General features: G+C 62.0%; 18 protein-coding genes. 4 read left to right on the top strand and 14 right to left on the bottom strand.

Features of this window, described 5'->3' with window-relative positions:
- Nucleotides 1–2: 2 nt before the first annotated feature.
- From FHT29_RS06665 to FHT29_RS06685, 5 genes are all read right to left on the bottom strand, one after another.
- Nucleotides 3–887 carry a DMT family transporter gene (locus tag FHT29_RS06665; RefSeq protein WP_168599407.1) on the bottom strand — a complete coding sequence of 295 codons (885 nt, stop codon included), beginning with the start codon at nt 885–887 and terminating at the stop codon, nt 3–5.
- A gap of 126 nt (nt 888–1,013) precedes the next feature.
- Nucleotides 1,014–1,574, bottom strand: a complete 561-nt coding sequence (locus tag FHT29_RS06670) for an NADPH-dependent FMN reductase (protein WP_037192735.1) — start codon at nt 1,572–1,574, stop codon at nt 1,014–1,016.
- Between the two features lie 81 nt (nt 1,575–1,655).
- The gene (locus tag FHT29_RS06675) at nt 1,656–2,882 is read right to left on the bottom strand and encodes an FAD-dependent oxidoreductase (RefSeq protein WP_168599408.1); all 1,227 of its coding nucleotides are present in this window, start codon (nt 2,880–2,882) and stop codon (nt 1,656–1,658) included.
- Between the two features lie 10 nt (nt 2,883–2,892).
- The gene (locus FHT29_RS06680; RefSeq protein ID WP_037192731.1) at nt 2,893–3,207 is read right to left on the bottom strand and encodes a MocE family 2Fe-2S type ferredoxin; all 315 of its coding nucleotides are present in this window, start codon (nt 3,205–3,207) and stop codon (nt 2,893–2,895) included.
- Nucleotides 3,208–3,234: 27 nt separating this feature from the next.
- The gene (locus tag FHT29_RS06685) at nt 3,235–4,323 is read right to left on the bottom strand and encodes a fatty acid desaturase family protein (protein WP_168599409.1); all 1,089 of its coding nucleotides are present in this window, start codon (nt 4,321–4,323) and stop codon (nt 3,235–3,237) included.
- Between the two features lie 149 nt (nt 4,324–4,472).
- Between FHT29_RS06685 and FHT29_RS06690 the strand changes: the two genes are divergently transcribed.
- Nucleotides 4,473–5,501, top strand: coding sequence for a LacI family DNA-binding transcriptional regulator (locus FHT29_RS06690; RefSeq protein WP_037192727.1), 1,029 nt, complete (start codon nt 4,473–4,475; stop codon nt 5,499–5,501).
- Between the two features lie 158 nt (nt 5,502–5,659).
- On the top strand, nt 5,660–6,472 hold the full coding sequence (locus FHT29_RS06695; RefSeq protein ID WP_168599410.1) for a TIM barrel protein: 813 nt from the start codon (nt 5,660–5,662) through the stop codon (nt 6,470–6,472).
- 36 nt (nt 6,473–6,508) lie between these two features.
- Here the strand turns inward: FHT29_RS06695 and nikR are convergent, their stop codons facing one another.
- The 3 genes from nikR to cbiE form a co-directional block, all read right to left on the bottom strand.
- A complete protein-coding gene (gene nikR, locus FHT29_RS06700) occupies nt 6,509–6,946 on the bottom strand; it encodes a nickel-responsive transcriptional regulator NikR (protein WP_168596191.1) in 438 nt (145 codons plus the stop codon).
- 109 nt (nt 6,947–7,055) lie between these two features.
- Nucleotides 7,056–7,814, bottom strand: coding sequence for a precorrin-4 C(11)-methyltransferase (gene cobM, locus FHT29_RS06705; RefSeq protein ID WP_034506303.1), 759 nt, complete (start codon nt 7,812–7,814; stop codon nt 7,056–7,058).
- A 19-nt stretch (nt 7,815–7,833) separates the two neighbouring features.
- Nucleotides 7,834–9,075, bottom strand: a complete 1,242-nt coding sequence (gene cbiE, locus FHT29_RS06710; RefSeq protein ID WP_168599411.1) for a precorrin-6y C5,15-methyltransferase (decarboxylating) subunit CbiE — start codon at nt 9,073–9,075, stop codon at nt 7,834–7,836.
- Between cbiE and FHT29_RS06715 the strand changes: the two genes are divergently transcribed.
- Nucleotides 9,059–9,829 (top strand): cobalt-precorrin-6A reductase, encoded by a 771-nt coding sequence (locus FHT29_RS06715; RefSeq protein ID WP_168599412.1) that lies wholly within the window; start codon nt 9,059–9,061, stop codon nt 9,827–9,829. The genes cbiE and FHT29_RS06715 overlap by 17 nt on opposite strands.
- Here the strand turns inward: FHT29_RS06715 and FHT29_RS06720 are convergent.
- From FHT29_RS06720 to FHT29_RS06745, 6 genes are all read right to left on the bottom strand, one after another.
- On the bottom strand, nt 9,793–10,557 hold the full coding sequence (locus tag FHT29_RS06720; RefSeq protein WP_168599413.1) for a precorrin-3B C(17)-methyltransferase: 765 nt from the start codon (nt 10,555–10,557) through the stop codon (nt 9,793–9,795). The genes FHT29_RS06715 and FHT29_RS06720 overlap by 37 nt on opposite strands.
- Nucleotides 10,554–11,291, bottom strand: coding sequence for a precorrin-2 C(20)-methyltransferase (locus tag FHT29_RS06725; RefSeq protein ID WP_168596186.1), 738 nt, complete (start codon nt 11,289–11,291; stop codon nt 10,554–10,556). The genes FHT29_RS06720 and FHT29_RS06725 overlap by 4 nt, the downstream gene beginning before the upstream one ends.
- A complete protein-coding gene (locus FHT29_RS06730; protein ID WP_168599414.1) occupies nt 11,288–11,920 on the bottom strand; it encodes a precorrin-8X methylmutase in 633 nt (210 codons plus the stop codon). Before FHT29_RS06730 ends, FHT29_RS06725 begins: the two co-directional genes overlap by 4 nt.
- A gap of 2 nt (nt 11,921–11,922) precedes the next feature.
- Nucleotides 11,923–13,314: a precorrin-3B synthase gene (cobG, locus tag FHT29_RS06735; RefSeq protein WP_246703002.1), complete on the bottom strand. Its 1,392-nt coding sequence runs from the start codon at nt 13,312–13,314 to the stop codon at nt 11,923–11,925.
- A 100-nt stretch (nt 13,315–13,414) separates the two neighbouring features.
- Nucleotides 13,415–14,191: a precorrin-6A synthase (deacetylating) gene (gene cobF, locus FHT29_RS06740; RefSeq protein ID WP_168599416.1), complete on the bottom strand. Its 777-nt coding sequence runs from the start codon at nt 14,189–14,191 to the stop codon at nt 13,415–13,417.
- Nucleotides 14,192–14,292: 101 nt separating this feature from the next.
- Nucleotides 14,293–15,105, bottom strand: a complete 813-nt coding sequence (locus tag FHT29_RS06745) for a helix-turn-helix transcriptional regulator (protein ID WP_037192706.1) — start codon at nt 15,103–15,105, stop codon at nt 14,293–14,295.
- Between the two features lie 119 nt (nt 15,106–15,224).
- On the opposite strand from FHT29_RS06745, the gene FHT29_RS06750 reads away from it, so the two are divergent.
- Nucleotides 15,225–16,421, top strand: a complete 1,197-nt coding sequence (locus FHT29_RS06750) for an MFS transporter (protein WP_168599417.1) — start codon at nt 15,225–15,227, stop codon at nt 16,419–16,421.
- Nucleotides 16,422–16,684 lie beyond the last annotated feature (263 nt).

Raw genomic sequence — 16,684 nt, forward strand, 5'->3', positions numbered from 1 at the left:
CTTTATGTCCTCTCCGTCTTGAGGCGAGCTCTGGCCAGGGCATGTTCACGCCAGATCGTGAAGATGCCTGCCGCCACCACGATGACCGCGCCTGCGATCATCGTGGCACTCAGCCTTTCGCCGAATATGGCGACGCCGATGATGGCGGAGAAGACGAGCTGTAGATAGGTGAGCGGCTGGATCACCACCGCGTCGAGCAGATCATAGGCGCGAATGAGGAAATAGTGGCTCGACACGCCGGTCAGGCAAAGGATGCCCATGAAGACCCAGTCATGTGGTGCAATGGTCGTCCAGAAGAATGGACCGATACAGCTCATCGCAACCGCGCCGACGACGCCAGTATAGAAAAAGCTGGTCATGGCGCTATCCTCGCGGCTGACATAGCGGGTGAGGACGACATAGAATGAGAATAGCAGTGCGCCGCCAAGCGGCACGAGGAAGCGGGTGTCGAAGAGGCCGCTTTCCGGCTTCAGGATCAGCAGAACGCCGGCGAAGCCGATGCAGATCGCCAGCCAACGCCGCCAGCCGACCTTTTCGCCGAGGATCGGTATGGACAGCATCGCCACCATCAAGGGTCCTGAGGAGAAGATCGCCTGCGAATGGGCAAGGCCGACGATGACGAAGGACGAGATGGCCACGACGATCTGCGCGGCAAGCAACAGGCCGCGGGCAATCTGCAGCGTTGGCCGCTTGGTTCTGACGGCGGAGAGACCGCCCGGCGAGCGCGAGGCCATCGCGACGGCAAAGAGCATGAAGGCCCAATAGCGGATCATCGCCACCAGAAGCGGCGGATAGGCGCTGACCAGATGTTTGGAGATGCCGTCCTGTATGGCGAATATGCTGATCGCCAACAGCGTGAAGACATAACCTGCGGTATTGGATTTCATTTCGGTTCGAAGAAGATGTGCGGACCCCGGAGGCGCCGGTCGCCCGGCGCTGCGGTCACACTAGGCTATCCGCTTTCGCAATCATAGGCATTGCTTTCGTCTTTTGCCCATGCGCCGCAGGCGGGGTCAGCTCTTTTTGTGATCCGCGACAAAGGCAGCGAAACCTTCGATGAATTTGGCGAGGTTTTGCTTCACCTTCTCGTCGACGATCAGGCCTTCGGCATCGAAGACGCTGCCGGCGCGCGACACCATCAGCCGGCCGCCGAACCACGGATCGGCGCCCAATGTGCGCAACACCGTCAGCCAGGCATTTTGGCTGAGGATGGTGCCGAAATTGCCGGGCGAGGCTCCGAGCACGGCGATCGGTTTTGCCCCGAAGACATGGGCGATGTCGCTGGATGGCCGGCTCATCCAGTCGATGGCGTTCTTGAATACGCCGGGAAGCGAGTTGTTGTATTCCGGCGTAAACAGGATCAGCCCATCGGCGGATATGGCGAGCTCCTTCAGCTCCTGCACCTTCTCCGGAATGCCTTCGGCTGCTTCGAGATCGGCATCATAAAGCGGCACGCCATGAATGGTGCGCGCGACGAGCTCGACGCCGGCCGGCGCAAGTTCGACGGCGGCATGGAGCAAAGCCGTATTGAAGGAGCCCTTGCGCAGGCTGCCCGATATGCCGAGTATCTTCATCGCATCCCCCTGTTTATCTCAGGAGGAGACATTTATGGTTCGCGGCTGTTCGTCAAGGGCTGACGGCGAGCTCAGCCCGCTTCATGCGGCAAGCAGGGATTTCAGCTTGACGCTGCTTGCCGCCAAGGCATCGCTGGCCGGGTGAGCGCGGGCGGCGATCAACATCTCGGCAAGGCGGATGTCGCGGGCGACAGCGTTGCCACGGCCGACGCCGCTGGCGGCGAGAAGTCTGCCGCTTGCGTCGAGATGAAAGAGGATGAACGACCCGTCGCCGAGATCGCGCCGCACATGGCTGGCCGCGCCTTCGGCGAGGCCGGCGATCTGCAATGTCAGGTCATACTGGTCGGACCAGAACCACGGCACGGCCGAGATTTCCATTCCTTCGCCGAGCATGTTGGCGGCGGCCAGATTTGCCTGGTCCTGCGCATTGCGCCAGGATTCGAGGCGGACGCGCCGTCCACCATAAAGCGCCAGCGGAAAGGAGCAGCAATCGCCCGCCGCGTAAATATCGGCGGCGGAGGTTTCCAGCCGCTCGTTGACGGCGATGCCATTGTCGATCGCGAGGCCGGCTGTCTCGGCAAGCGCGATATTCGGCGAGGCGCCGATGCCGATCAGCACGAGGTCGGCCGAAATCACCTGGCCATCCGCCAAATGAATGCTGGCCCCTTCCGTTTCCTCCCGCACGGCCTCGATGGCGAGGCCGCAACGAATGTCGACGCCTTCCAGCCGGTGACGCGCGGTGATCACTTCGGCAATCTCCTCCGGCACGCCGCGCTTCAGCACGCGCGGCAAACCTTCGATGACGGTGGCGTTGGCGCCCAGCTTGCGTGCAGTGGCTGCCAGCTCCAGGCCGATAAAGCCGCCGCCGATGATGGCGATGTGTCGGCCGGGATGAAGAGCGGTGCGCAGGGTTAGGGCATCGGCATGGGTGCGCAGCATGCGGATGCGCTGGGCTGTGCCGTCAATGCCTGGAAAGACGCGCGGCGAGGCACCGGTTGCGAGCAGCAGCTTGTCATAACCGAGCGTCTGTCCGTCAGCGAGCCCGACTGTTTTGGAAACGGGCTCGATAGCGGCCACCGTCGTGTCGAGCCGCAGATCGATCGTTCGTTCCTGGTATCGCTCCAGCGCAGCCACGAACTTCGGTTCGATGGTCTCGACAAGGGCCTGCTTCGACAGCGGCGGGCGCTCGTAGGGGGCAAGCGGTTCGGTGCCGATCAGGGTGATGTCGCCGTCGAACCCCTTTTCTCGGAGCGAGAAGGCGGTGCGTGCGCCGCATTCTCCGGCGCCGACGATGACGAAATGCGGCATGGCCTCTTCCTTACAGTCCAATGAAAACGGTGCCGTCTTCGACCTTGACCGGATAGGTCTGCAGATTGACGCAGACGGGTGCGCCCTTGGCCTCGCCGGTTCTGTAGTCGAAACGGCCATTGTGCTTGGGACATTCGATGATGTTGTCCATGACCAGACCGTCGGCAAGATGAACCTTTTCATGCGTGCACAGGCCGTCGGTGGCGAAATAATCGTCTTCGTGACTGCGATAGACGGCGAAAGTTCGTCCGTCATGGTCGAAGCGGATGACATCCTCCTCGTCGATCGCGTCGGCGGCGCAGACCTCGATCCAGTTGCTGCTCATGTTTTCCTCCCTTTGCATGTTCGGTGATTATTGCGCGGCCTCGGCGAGCGTGCCGCCATGGAACTCCTCGCGATAGGGCCGCGCCGTCGGCGGCAATTCGCGCTCCAGGAAGTAGTCCTCGTTGCTCAACTGCCGCAGGAAGGCCGGTATCATCTCGCGATAGCCCGACCAGATGGATGGGTTGGCGGCCGGCAGATCATGCCTGATCATCGCATGCAGCTTCGGCAGGGCGTGGTAGGGCACCATCGGGAACATGTGATGTTCGACATGATAGTTCATGTTCCAATAGATGAAGCGGCTTACCGGGTTCATCATGACGGTGCGGCTATTCAACCGATGATCAATGACATTGTCGGCGAGGCCGCCATGCTGCAACAGGCCGGTGAGCACGTGATGCCAGGCACCGTAAAGCCGGGGCAAGCCGACGAGCATCAGCGGCAGGATCGAGCCCATGGCGATCGCCGCTGCGATGGTGGCGACGTAGATTGCCAGCCATATGCGGGCGATCCGGACGGCCTTCGGCTGCTCCATCTCCGGAATGAAGGTCTTTTCTTCGGCGCTGACGATGCCGGAGGCATTGCGCAGCATGTCGATCACAGCATGCCACGCGTCCAGGATGCCGAAGAAATTGAGGATGAGGCGGAGGAGATCCGGCGGCCGCATGACGGCAATCTCCGGGTCGCGGCCGACGATGACCGTATCGGTATGATGGCGGGCATGGCTCCAACGCCAGGTTATCGGATTGCGCATGATCATGAAGCAGGCGATCTGATAGACCGCATCATTCATCCAGCGGGTCTTGAACGCCGTGCCATGGCCGCATTCGTGCCAGCGGCTGTCGGAGGCGGAGCCGTAGAGCACACCGTAACCCAGGAAGAAGGGAATGCAGGCCCACGATCCCCAGAAATAGACGCCCAGGCCGGCAAAAAGCACCATGCTGCCGAGCCAAATGATCGTGTCGCGAATGGCCGGCGCGTCGGAACGCTGCATCAGCGCCTTCATGTCCTTGCGCGTGACATCCGTGTGATACCATTCGGCAGCGGCAAGCCCGGTTTCCACCGCCATTTTGCCGCTGGCGCCAAGCAGGCTGTAATCCCGTTTGTTTGTCTCGGTCATCGCTATCTCCCGCGGCACGCAACAGCGCACCGCCCTCATGCCGAAAACGATAGATCGACTTTTCGCTTGCCTCAATGCCGGAATGATGGAATCTATCAAAATATATCAAATTTTGATGTCATAAATGATGGCATATCTCAGGAGCAACCATGCGTCGCCCGACCATTTCAGATCTCGCCAAGGCATCAGGCGTCAGTGTCGCCACGATCGATCGCGTGCTGAACGGACGTCATCGCGTTCGAGAGGAAACGGCAAGACGGGTCTTTGAAGCAGCGCAGGAGATCGGCTATCACGCCATCGGCCTGCTGCGTCAGCGCGTCTTTGAGGATCTGCCGCAGTATCGTTTGGGCTTCGTCTTGCAGAAGCCGGTTCAATCCTTCTATCAGACCTTCGCCAAGGAAATCGTCGTCGCGGCACAGGCGGTCACCACGGCGCGCATAAACGCCCAGGTCGATTTCGTCGCCGCCTCGACGCCGACGGCGATCGTCGAAAAATTGAAGGCGATGGCCGCGCGCAGCCAGGCGATTGCGCTGGTTGCGCCCGATTATCCGGCCGTGACGGCTGCGATCGAAGAGCTGAAGGAAAGGGGTATTCCGGTCTTTTCCCTGCTTTCCGATTTCTCGACCGGCGTCCGTCAAGGCTATATCGGCGTCGACAATCGCAAGGTCGGGCGTACCGCCGCCTGGGTCATCGCCCGCTCGGCCCGTCGTCCAGGCAAGGTCGCCTGCTTCGTCGGCAGCCATCGCTTTCATGGTCATGAACTGCGCGAGATCGGCTTTCGAAGCTATTTCCGCGAAAATGCGCCCGAGTTCGAGGTGCTTGATACGCTGATCAATCTGGATACGCCTGAAATTACCCATGAGGCGACGCTCGATCTTCTCCAGAAGCACCCTGATCTCATTGGCTTTTATGTCTGCGGCGGCGGTATGGAGGGCGCCATTTCAGCGATCCGCGAGGAGCGATTATCTGGCAAGCTGATCGTCGTCGTCAACGAACTGACGCCGGATTCCAAGGCAGCACTCGCCGACGATGTCGTCGCCATGGCGATCGGCACGCCACTGCCCGCGCTCTGCAAGGAGTTGATGAGCCTGATGATCAAATCCGTTGAAAGCGACGAGACGGCTGTGCCTGGACAAAGCTTTCTGCCCTTCGAAATCTTCGTCTCGGAAAACATCTAGCGCGAATGATGGAATTCCATCATTGCGCTGATAATTCTATCAGGAATGATGGCGAAGGCCGATAGATCGCTGGCATGAATCTCGCTAGTCATTCGCTGGCAGGCGCGGCGGATTGGGACGTCTTTTACAGCCGGTCGCCTTGAGGAGGAGTGCCCACCATGAGTTCCGTTCGTTTTGCGCTCAATCATATGTGCGCGCCGTCGCTCGGCCTGGAATCGTTCTTTGCCGCGGCAAAGCAGCTCGGCATCGAAAGCGTCGAGATCCGCAATGACTTGGCTGGAAACGCGATCCTGGATGGCACGCCGGCAGCGACCGTGAGAGAGCTTGCGGCGCGCCACGGGCTTGCCATCATCTCAATCAACGCGTTGCAGCGGTTCAACGAATGGACTGAGGAGCGGGCGCGGGAAGCGGCTGAACTGATCGGCTATGCGCGCGATTGCGGCGCCAGGGCATTGGTGCTGGTTCCCGTCAATGACGGCAGCGGTCGCGAGCCGGAGGCGCGCCGCGCCAATCTCCGCAAGGCATTGTCGGCCTTGAAGCCGATGCTGGAAGCCGCCGGCATTGTCGGCCTCGTCGAACCGCTCGGCTTCGAGATTTGCTCCTTGCGCCTGAAGAGCGAAGCGGCTGACGCGATAGAGGAGCTGGGCGCAAAGGCGACCTTCTGCCTGGTTCACGACACCTTCCACCATCATCTGGCCGGAGAGCCCGCGATTTTCCCTGAACTGACGGGATTGGTCCATATTTCCGGCGTCAGCGATCCCACTGTATCGGTTGCAGACATGCGCGATCCGCATCGGGTTCTCGTCGATGCCAGCGACCGTCTCGACAATGTCGGGCAATTGCGGGCGCTGCTGTCAGCCGGCTATGCCGGTCCTATCTCCTTCGAAGCCTTTGCTCCGGAGGTCCATGCCCTGAAGGATCCGGTGGCGGCGATCAAGGAAAGCATGGCCTATATCACGGGTCAGCTCTGACGGCCGCAGTTGTCCGCGGGCAACTGGCCTGGTCGCTCAATCGTGCGAATGCCCCTCGGGGTGATGCGTGCCATGTTCTGAAGGGATGAGATGCAGGTTTCCGAAGCGGACGCCGCGTTGGGTGACCACGCTGTCGGCAAAGGTCTTTATCTCGTCGACCTTGCCTTTCAGCACGGAGACCTCCAGGCAATCATGTCCGTCGATATGGACATGAAGCGTCGAAATCGAAAGATCATGGTGGTTGTGCTGCGTCGTCGTCAGGCGGCGTGACAGGTCGCGAGTTTCGTGTTCATAGACATAGGTAAGTGCTGCATAACATTTGGCCTCGCCATCGATGGCCGGCTGCGCGCGCGTGACGGCGTCGCGAACGAGGTCGCGCAGTGTTTCCGAACGGCTGGCATAGCCGCGCTGCGTGCTGATCTTGTCGATTGTCTCGAGAAGATCGTCATCGATCGTGATGGTAATACGCTGCATCTCTTGATCCTCGTTCGCCTGGGATCGACTAGAGGAAATTTCGGCGGAGATTGCAACGGTGTCCCGGCGCTCTCGAGCGCTTCGGTCTTAACGGAGCGAGGGAAGCGCTCTATTGCCGACCACGGAAGCGGCGCTGGTAGGTCGGGTCGTAGAGCGAGCTCTCGCGAAAATCGCTGGCGCCAAGCGATGGGCCGACAAAAATGAGCGCGGTCCGTTCGATCGGCTCTGCCGCCACCTGCGCCTCGATCGTGGCGAGCGTGCCGCGAACGATCCGCTCGTCCGGCCAGGAGGCCTTGACGACGATCGCAACCGGGCAATCGGCACCGTAAAGCGGCGTCAGATCCTCGACGACTTTTGCGAGCGCATGGATCGCCAGATGGATGGCGAGCGTCGCGCCGGTGGCGCCGAATTTCTCCAGCGTCTCATTGTTCGGCATCGGCGAGGCACGACCGGAAACACGGGTGAGAACGAGGCTCTGCGCAACGGCCGGGATGGTCAACTCGCGTCCGAGCGCGGAGGCAGCGGCTGCGAAAGCCGGAACACCGGGGGTCAGCGTATAGTCGATGCCGTGCTGCTCAAGCCGGCGGATCTGTTCGGCGACAGCGCTCCAGACGGAAAGGTCGCCGGAATGCAGCCGGGCGACATCCTCGCCGGCGGCGGCAGCTTTCAGATATTCGGCCTCGATCTCGTCGAGCGACAGCGGCGCCGTGTCGACGATACGTGCGCCGGGCGGGCAATATTGCAGCAATTCCGGCGAAACGATCGAGCCGGCATAGAGGCAGACCGGGCATTTGCCGATCAGATCGCGGCCGCGCACCGTGATCAGGTCCGCAGCACCTGGGCCTGCGCCGATGAAATGCACCGTCATTGCTCTACCTCGTCTCTATTCATGGCTTGATCCAGCACCATTGCGTCACCGGCATGGCCGGCCGCCAGCCGGTCATGCCGCCGACGGGCGCTGCACGGGCGATATCGATGCGGGTCAGGGAGCCGCGGCGCCGTGCATGCTCGGCAAGCAGGACGGCTTCCATTTCGGTCGTGACTGCATTGGCGACCAGCCGTCCACCGCGTCTCAACTGGCTGATGGCAGCATCGAGCACGCCCGCATCGCTGCCGCCACCGCCGATGAAAATGGCATCCGGTGTCGGCAATCCCGCAAGGGCACCCGGCGCCTCTCCCTCGATAATGGTCAGACCCGGTACGCCGAAAGCCTCGGCATTGCGGCGGATGCGAGCGACACGCTCGCCCGAGGCCTCGATCGCGATGGCGCGCAGCGAGGGATCGGCAAGCATCCATTCGATGCCGATCGAGCCGGAGCCCGCGCCGATGTCCCACAGCAGTTCGCCGCGCCGTGGCGTCAGTGCCGATAGGGTCATCGCGCGGATTTCCCGCTTGGTGATCTGGCCGTCATGTTCGAAAAGCTCATCGGCGAGACCGGCGCTTACCGGAAGGATGCGGGCGTTGGCGTCGGCCTTGACCTCGATGCCGCAGATATTGAGATCGTTGATATCGACAGGAGCAAAGTCGGCGGCTTTTTGCTGCGAGACCTTCTCATGCGGGCCGCCGAGCGCCTCGAGAACCGTTAGCGTTGACTGACCAAACCCCATCGCAAGCAACAGGGCAGCCAGATCGACCGGGCCTTTGCCATCCGATGTCAGCGCCAGGATCCTGCGACCCGGGTGCAGATGCGGACGGATGAGGTCGATCGGGCGTCCGTGCAGCGAAAGAACGGTGACATCCTGCAAGGGCCAGCCGAGGCGCGAAGCGGCAAGGCTGAAAGACGAGGGTGCCGGAATGACGCTCATTTCAGAGGCGGGAATATGCCGCGAGAGCGTCGCGCCGACGCCATAGAAGAAGGGATCACCCGAGGCGAGAACGACGGTCGGCATGCCGCGGCGTGCGAGCACCGCTTCCACCGACTTCTCGAAGGGGCTCAGCCAGATATGCGCCTCGCCTGTGATCAGCGGTTGCATTAATTCGATATGGCGCGCGCCGCCGAAGACGACCGGTGCGGAAGCAATCAGACGCTTGGCTTCGTCGCCAAGGCCGGCTGGACCGCCCTCGCCGATGCCGATAAGAGTGAGCCAGCGTTGAATCGAAGGTGTCTCAGCCATGGGCAAGGCCCGCATACTGATCCTGGGCGGCACGACCGAGGCCCGCTCGCTCGCGGTGGCACTCGCCTCCCGCGCCGATCTTGATGTTGTCCTGTCGCTCGCAGGCCGAACCGCCGATCCGGCTCCACAGCCGGTTCCAGTGCGCAGCGGCGGCTTCGGCGGCGCAGAGGGTCTTGCCCGCTATCTGCGTGACGAAGCCATCGATCTGATGATCGACGCGACTCATCCTTTCGCGGCACGCATCTCCGCCAATGCCGCACAAGCGGCGGCTCAGAGCGGTGTTCCAGCCTTTGCCCTGCGCCGGCCGGCATGGACGCCTGTCGAAGGAGATGACTGGGTTTCCGTGCAGAGTGTCCCGCAAGCCATCGCGGCACTTGGCGCGACCTCGTTGCGGGTGTTCCTGGCGACCGGACGGCAGGAGGCTCACTATGCCGATACTGCTCCTCAACACCACTATTGGGTCCGTAGCGTCGATCCCGTCGAGCCGCCGCTGACGGCGCCCAATGTCTGCTACATCCATAGCAGGGGGCCGTTTCGCCTGGAGGGCGAGTTGGAGATGCTGCGCAGGCATGGCATCGAGGTGATCATCGCCAAGAACAGTGGCGGCGCGGCGACCTATGCGAAGATTGAGGCGGCGCGGCAGCTCGGCATCAAGGTGATCATGATCCAACGCGCCGAGGCTACCGGCCTGTCGGACGTCGAAACACTCGAAGCTGCGCTCAATCGGGTCGATCATTTCGCATCTTCCCTGATGAAACGCGGCGTATAGACCAGATCCGCGCGTCCTTTGCGGGCTATGACGCGCGTCTCGGCCGATCCGATGATGACGCAGGTCGCCATATCGGCCTGCGATGCCTCGGCATCGGCAAGCCGCGCCACCGCCATGCGCTCGTCAGGCCGGCCGGCGGCACGTCCGAAAATAACCGGCGTATCAGCAGGCAGTATGGCGCGCAGGATTTCGAAGGCTGCGCCGAGCTGCCAGGGCCGTGCCTTGCTGATCGGATTATAGAGCGCGATGACGAACCCGGCTTCTGCGACCGCACGAAGTCGGCTTTCGATAATGGGCCAGGGCTTCAGGTTGTCCGACAGCGAAATCGCGCAGAAATCATGGCCGAGCGGGGCGCCGATGCGTGCGGCAACGGCGAGCATGGCGGTAATTCCCGGCACGACGACGAGATCGATGGCACACCACTCCTCCGGCCCATGATCGATCGCTTCGCAGACTGCCGCCGCCATGGCAAAGACGCCGGGGTCGCCGCCCGAGACGACGCAGACATTGGCTCCGGTCGCCGCCCGCTGCAGCGCCGCCTTGGCGCGGTCCAGCTCCTCGCGGTTGTCCGAGGCATGGCGGATCTGGTCGGCGCGCAGCGTCAGGCGATCGAGATAGGGGCCGTAGCCGAAGAATTCGGTGGCGTCCGCGACTGCGGCCAGCGCCTCCGGCGTCGTCTGCGCGGGATTGCCGGGGCCGGTGCCGATGACATAGAGGCGCCCACTCATGGCCTGCTTTCCCAACCCGGAACCAGCACCAGCGAGAAATAGGGAGCTTCGGCGTCGTCGCGGCTTGCGAGCGGCGTCATCGCCCCGTTCGTCATCGTGCCGCGTTCGACATAGATGGCTTCCTCCAGGCGTCCGGCGGCTTCAAGGGCGCGGCGGATCTTCGGCAGGTTGCGGCCGACCTTCATGATCACGGCTGCCTGGGTGTCACCGAGGCGTCGGACCAGTTCGGTCTCCTTCATCGTTCCCGGCAAAACGGAGAGAACGTCGTCTCCCTGCACCATCGGCAGGCCGGCGAGCGACCAGCAGCCGGACATGGCGGTCACGCCGGGGATGACCTCGGTCGGGAAGCGATCGGCAAGGCGGACATGCAGATGCATGTAGGAGCCGTAAAAGAGCGGATCGCCTTCGCTGAGGACCGCAACGGTCTTTCCTTCCCGCAGATGCGCGGCCACCATCTCGGCCGAAGCGTCGTAGAAGGCGGTGATCTGCCTGCCATATTCCGGTGCGTCCTTATCGATCTCTGTCGTGACCGGATAGTAGAGCGGCAGCAGCGTTACGTCCGCTTTCAGCAGTTCGCCGACGATGGCCTTTCCGTTGCCGCCTCTGCCCTGCTTGGCGAAATAGGCGACGACGTCGGCGCGCTCCAAGGCCCTGACGGCCTTGACGGTCAACAATTCCGGATCGCCGGGGCCAGTGCCGACGCCGATCAACTGGCCGCTCGAAGGCGCGCTCATAGGCCTGGCCTCGCCAGGGCGTTGAGAGCGGCTGCCGTCATGGCGCTGCCACCGAGCCGGCCCCGCACGATGGCGAAGGGAACGCCGTAGGAATGTTCCGAAAGGGCATCTTTCGATTCGGCTGCCCCGACGAAGCCGACGGGCATGCCGATGATGGCGGCGGGCTTCGGAGCGCCGTCGCGCAGCATCTCCAGCAGATGGAAAAGGGCAGTCGGCGCATTGCCGATGGCAACGACGGCGCCGGCGAGGCGCTCTGTCCAAAGATGCATGGCGGCAGCCGAGCGTGTGTTGCCGATCGACTTTGCGATGTCTGCCGTGCGCGGATCCTGCAGCGTGCAGATCACCTCATTGGCAGCCGGCAGGCGGGCGCGAGTAACGCCACGGGCGACCATTTCGGCATCGCAGAAAATCGGTGCGCCGTCAGACAGCGCCTTGCGTGCTGCACTAACGAAATCAGGCGAAAACAGAAAATGCCGCGCTGCTTCCACTTGTCCGCAGGCATGGATCATGCGGATGGCGACATCGGCCTCCGCCTCGGAAAAGCGCGAGAGATCGGCTTCGCTGCGGATGATCGCGAAGGAGCGTTCGTAAATCGCATCCCCTTCGCGGATATAGTCATAGTCAGGCATTTCTATTCCTGTCGTAAAGCCGTCGCGATTGCGTCCCGGCCGAGCCGTTTAAGACACTGCTGCGCCGATTCGCCAGCAGCTTTGTTGTTCCGCACCAGCCTGCCGAGCTCGGCCAGTCCTGATTTTAGCTTTTCCTTACCGATGTAAGCCACGGGCTCGCTCGACGCTGACCCATTTACGACAATCCCATAGCCTGTTGCAGCTCCAACGATCGCAAGCGTGGTCTGGCCCGGATGGGCGCAGCCCTTTCCGCAGCCTGACAAATGCACCTTGAGCGAACCGTCAAGCAGTTCGGGGGCGATATCAACGAGATCCGTTGCCGCTTGCAGGGTGGCGTAATGGGCGGATGCGCAAGCGCCTGCCCCAGAGCAGGGAATGGCGTAATTTGCCGGGTCGTCGGCGCGGGTTCTAAAACCGCAGCTGGCCGCCACCGTGCGCACATGTTCCATCGCACTCGGCGTAAGCCCCAGCAACAGCAGCGTATGATCCCATGCGGTGCGGATTTCGCTGACGCCTGCCATCTCTGCGACGGCAAGAAAGCGGCGAAGATCTGCTGCATGGATCTGGCCGAAGGATGGGCGCAGCCCGAGCGCATTGCGCGTCTCATCGAGCTGGATCACGCCGACGGGGGAGACAGATGGACCGCGCGCGTCGCCCATCTTGGCCTCATCGAATTGAAATTGCTCACGCAGGACCTCGGCATCAAGGTCACGGCCACGAGCGCGAGGGCCGACGTCTCCAAGGGTTTGCAACAGCGCGATCACGGCTGCGATCGCCTGTTCGTCCGAGAGTGCCGCCGCAACCGGCTTTGCCGTTGCGGCGGTGCCCGCTATCGAAAGGGTCCAAAGGTGCGTGTCATCGGCGGACATTCCTGCGCGCAGTCGAATATCGGCCGAAAGCCCGTCCAGTGTCAGTCGTCCGCCACCATCGATGATGATGGCGAGTTTGGCTGCCAGCAGCGGCGCCGGTGCAAGCGCACTGATCATCCTTCGCAGGCGAGTGGCGATATCGCGGGCGTCAGCGATCTCGAGGGAATCAAGCCCATTGAGCGGCGGGACCTCTATGGTAACGCCGCTCTCCGGAATGATGCCGGCGCGGTCGATATCGGCAGCGAGCCCGTCCGCGCTCTGCGGGCGCATGCCGCGCAGTTGAAAATTGCCGCGCGCCGTGATCTCGATCAATCCGTTGCCATGCATCTCGGCGGCTTCGGCCAGCGCGCGAACTTGCGCAACGGTCAATCCAGGCGTTGTCGGGCGCAGCCGCACGAGCAGGCCGTCGCCCGTCTGCATCGGCGTGCTCAGCGATGGGCAGGCACCACGGACCATGGAGGGCAGGGGCGATGCATCGACAAGCCGATCGATGTTCTCTTGCGAGAAGCACGCTTGCGCTTCCATCCTTTGTCCGTCTGTCACAACCATGAAACTGCCTTTACATAAGGGGACATTTCCTCGCACAATCCCCTTCTGCGAGCAAACGATTTGGCACGGACGGTGCTTATGCGCGGTCGTCGAAATCCTGCCCCTTGCGCAAGAGATAGATGTCCATGATCCACCCGTGCTCGGCACGGGCTTGCGCGCGCGTCGCGAGAATGCGCTCCGATACGTCGGCGAGCCTGCCGGCGATGATAACCTCGTCCTTCGTGCCGAGATAGGCTCCCCAATAGATATAGGCGTCGGGATCGACGATTTTGCTGAAGGCCTGTTCGCCGTCGAGCATGACGACGGCTGTTTCGGCGATGCCGGGAAAGCTCTCGGCCAGCCGCCGGCCCGTGGTGATCTGCACCGGCTTGCCGACGAGGTTGAGGGGAATACGGTGGCTCGCAGTCAGCGCCTGGATGCTGGTGATGCCGGGAATGATGCTGTAGTCGAGCGGGACCTTGCCGCGCGCCGTGACGCGTTCGATGATGCGCAGCGTGCTGTCGTAGAGGCCAGGATCGCCCCAGACCAGGAAGGCCGCGCTTTCGTCTTCCGCCAGGTGCTCGAGAAACAGCCGCTCATAGGTCGCCGAAATCTCCTCGTGCCAGTTATCGACGCTTTGCACATAGCTGCGATCGGCAATCCCGCGCGATGGCACGTCATAGTCGACAAAGCGGGTCGTCTTGTTGGTGACGTAACGCTGGCAGATATCCCTGCGCACATCGGCGAGCTCGGTCTTGGCGGCACCCTTGCTGGGAATGAGGATCACATTGGTCGCATTCAGCGCGTTGATCGCCTGCACGGTCAGATGCTCGGGATTTCCCGTGCCAATGCCGACGATATGGATATGCCGCATATGCTTGTCCTCGCTCTCAGCGCTGTTTGCCGGAAGCGCCCGATGATTTCAAGGGGGAGGTCACCCAAGTCGATCGCCCTGTCTGTCGTAGGCGCGAAGGTTCAGCGGTTGACCATATAGGTGCGCGGCGAAGTGCCGAGCATGCGCCGGAACATGGTGGTAAAGGCGGCCACGCTCTCATATCCGGCTTCAAGCGCGACATTGGTGACGGGCTGGCCCTCGGCGAGTTGTGGCAGGCACGCGAAGACGCTCGCCTGCTGACGCCAGGTCGTAAAGCTGATGCCGGTCTCCTTGCGGAACTGTCTTGTGAATGTCCGGCGGCTCATCGCCAGCTTTTCGGCCCAGTCGTCCAATCTGGCGTTCGGTGTCGGGTTTGCGAGATAGTCACGGCAGAGCGCGGTCAGCCGCCGTTCGGACGGGAAGGGGAGGCCTAGCGGCCGCTCCGGCAGTGTCGCGATTTCCTCGACGAGCAGCGACAGAACCAGCTCGGCCTTGCGGTGGCCGACCGGCGCTTCCCTGAGCCGGATGGCTTCGAGCAACAGGCTGCGGGCGAGATCCGTCACCTCCACCACGCGCGGCACCTCATCCGTCGGGATTTCGCCACGTGGCGTCACGTAAACGGACTTCATGCTGACATCGCTCTGGATCTCGATCGAATGTTCCAGACCGGCGGGGATGAACAGAGCATGGCCGGGCGGCACCATCCATCGTCCTCGGGCCGTGACGATCAGCGCAACGCCTGCAAAGACGCAGAGCAATTGCGTGCGGCGATGATGATGCCACGGCACGGTATAGCCCTGCGGTGGTTCCGAACTATGGACGACGACGTCGGCGTTCGCGTCTTCTATCCACCGCAGATGTTGCACGTGGCTGTTGTCGAGCGTTGCCAGCAATTGTTTTGAGAGTTTTTCCATTTTGGCCCAATCGAGAAACTATTGGACCAAAACACGAAAGAAGGTCACCCGCAAGCCGTGTAAAAGGCGGATCAAACAATATGGTCGGCAAGGAGTCGCCGGCGCAGGAAGGAATCCCAATGGTTGCGGCATTTTCGGGTGCGCAAGCCCGATTTGAAAAGACGACAATCTCGATTGTGGTGGCGGTCAGCACCTGCCACCTGTTGAACGACATCATGCAATCGCTGCTGACATCGCTTTATCCGATGTTCCGAGAGAACTACGCGCTCGATTTCGTTCAGATCGGGCTGTTGACGATGATGTTCCAGATCACCGCGTCGCTGCTGCAGCCGGTGGTCGGCATCGTCACGGATAAATGGCCGATGCCCTATTCGCTGCCCGTCGGAATGGTCAGCACATTTTCGGGCCTTTTGCTGCTCGGCTATGCCGGAAGCTTCGGCACGCTGCTGGTTGCCGCCAGCCTCATCGGCTTCGGTTCGGCCGTCTTCCATCCGGAAGCCTCGCGGGTAGCGCGTCTGGCCTCCGGCGGCCGTCATGGTCTGGCCCAGTCGCTGTTCCAGCTCGGCGGTAATGCCGGTTCGGCGATCGGCCCGCTGATTGCCGCCTTCTTCGTCCTACAGCATGGCCAGAAGAGCGTCGCCTGGCTTTCGGTGCTGGCCGTCATCGGCTTCATCGTGCTCAGCTGGGTCGGCACCTGGTATGTCAATCACCGCCGCCAGCACGCCGCACGTCCCGCACCCAGCCGCACCTTGCCGATCGCGCGCAACAAGGCGATGTGGGCGCTTGCGATCCTGATCCTGCTGACGGCGACGAAGAACGTCTACATGGCGAGCATATCGAGCTATTTCACCTTCTATGTCATCGACAAGTTCCATCTCGATGTTCGTGATGCGCAGCTGATGCTGTTCCTGTTTCTGGGCTCGGTTGCTGCCGGAACGATCATGGGTGGCCCGGTCGGCGATCGTTTCGGCGCGCGCTTCGTGATCTGGTTCTCGATCCTTGGCGTCATTCCCTTCGCGCTGATGATGCCATACGCAAACCTGTTCTGGACCTGTGTGTTGACCGTCATCATCGGCCTGGTGCTGGCCTCGGCCTTCCCTGCGATCGTCGTCTTCGCTCAGGAGCTGATCCCCGGCCGCGTCGGGCTGATCGGCGGCATCTTCTTCGGCTTCGCCTTTGGAGCGGGCGGACTTGGCGCGGCGGCCCTCGGTGATTTTGCCGACACGCATGGCATCCCCTTCGTCTACACGCTTTGCTCCTATCTGCCGCTGCTTGGCCTGTTCACGATCTTCCTGCCGCGAATACCGAGGCATTGACGCTGGACGGCAGGGCATCCTGCCTTGCCGCTGTCCATGGAAAATGCGCCATTCTCGTTATGGCGCCATGATTGGCCGGCCGGATGATCGGGGAAGCCCGGTCGCCGGCCGAAATCGTGACAGCTTGGTCGTGTCTCGTTTACGTTTTTACTTCCTGGCTGCGACAATTTCGTCGCATGCGGTGGATTTTTGTCTTTTGGCGCTGGCCATCCGAGGCACCTTCATCTTAAGTTACACTAGTTTCATGCCGGAGGAGGGTGTTG

It is taken from the genome of Rhizobium sp. SG741 (assembly GCF_012275435.1).
In the GTDB taxonomy this organism is placed as follows: Bacteria; Pseudomonadota; Alphaproteobacteria; order Rhizobiales; family Rhizobiaceae; genus Rhizobium; species Rhizobium lusitanum.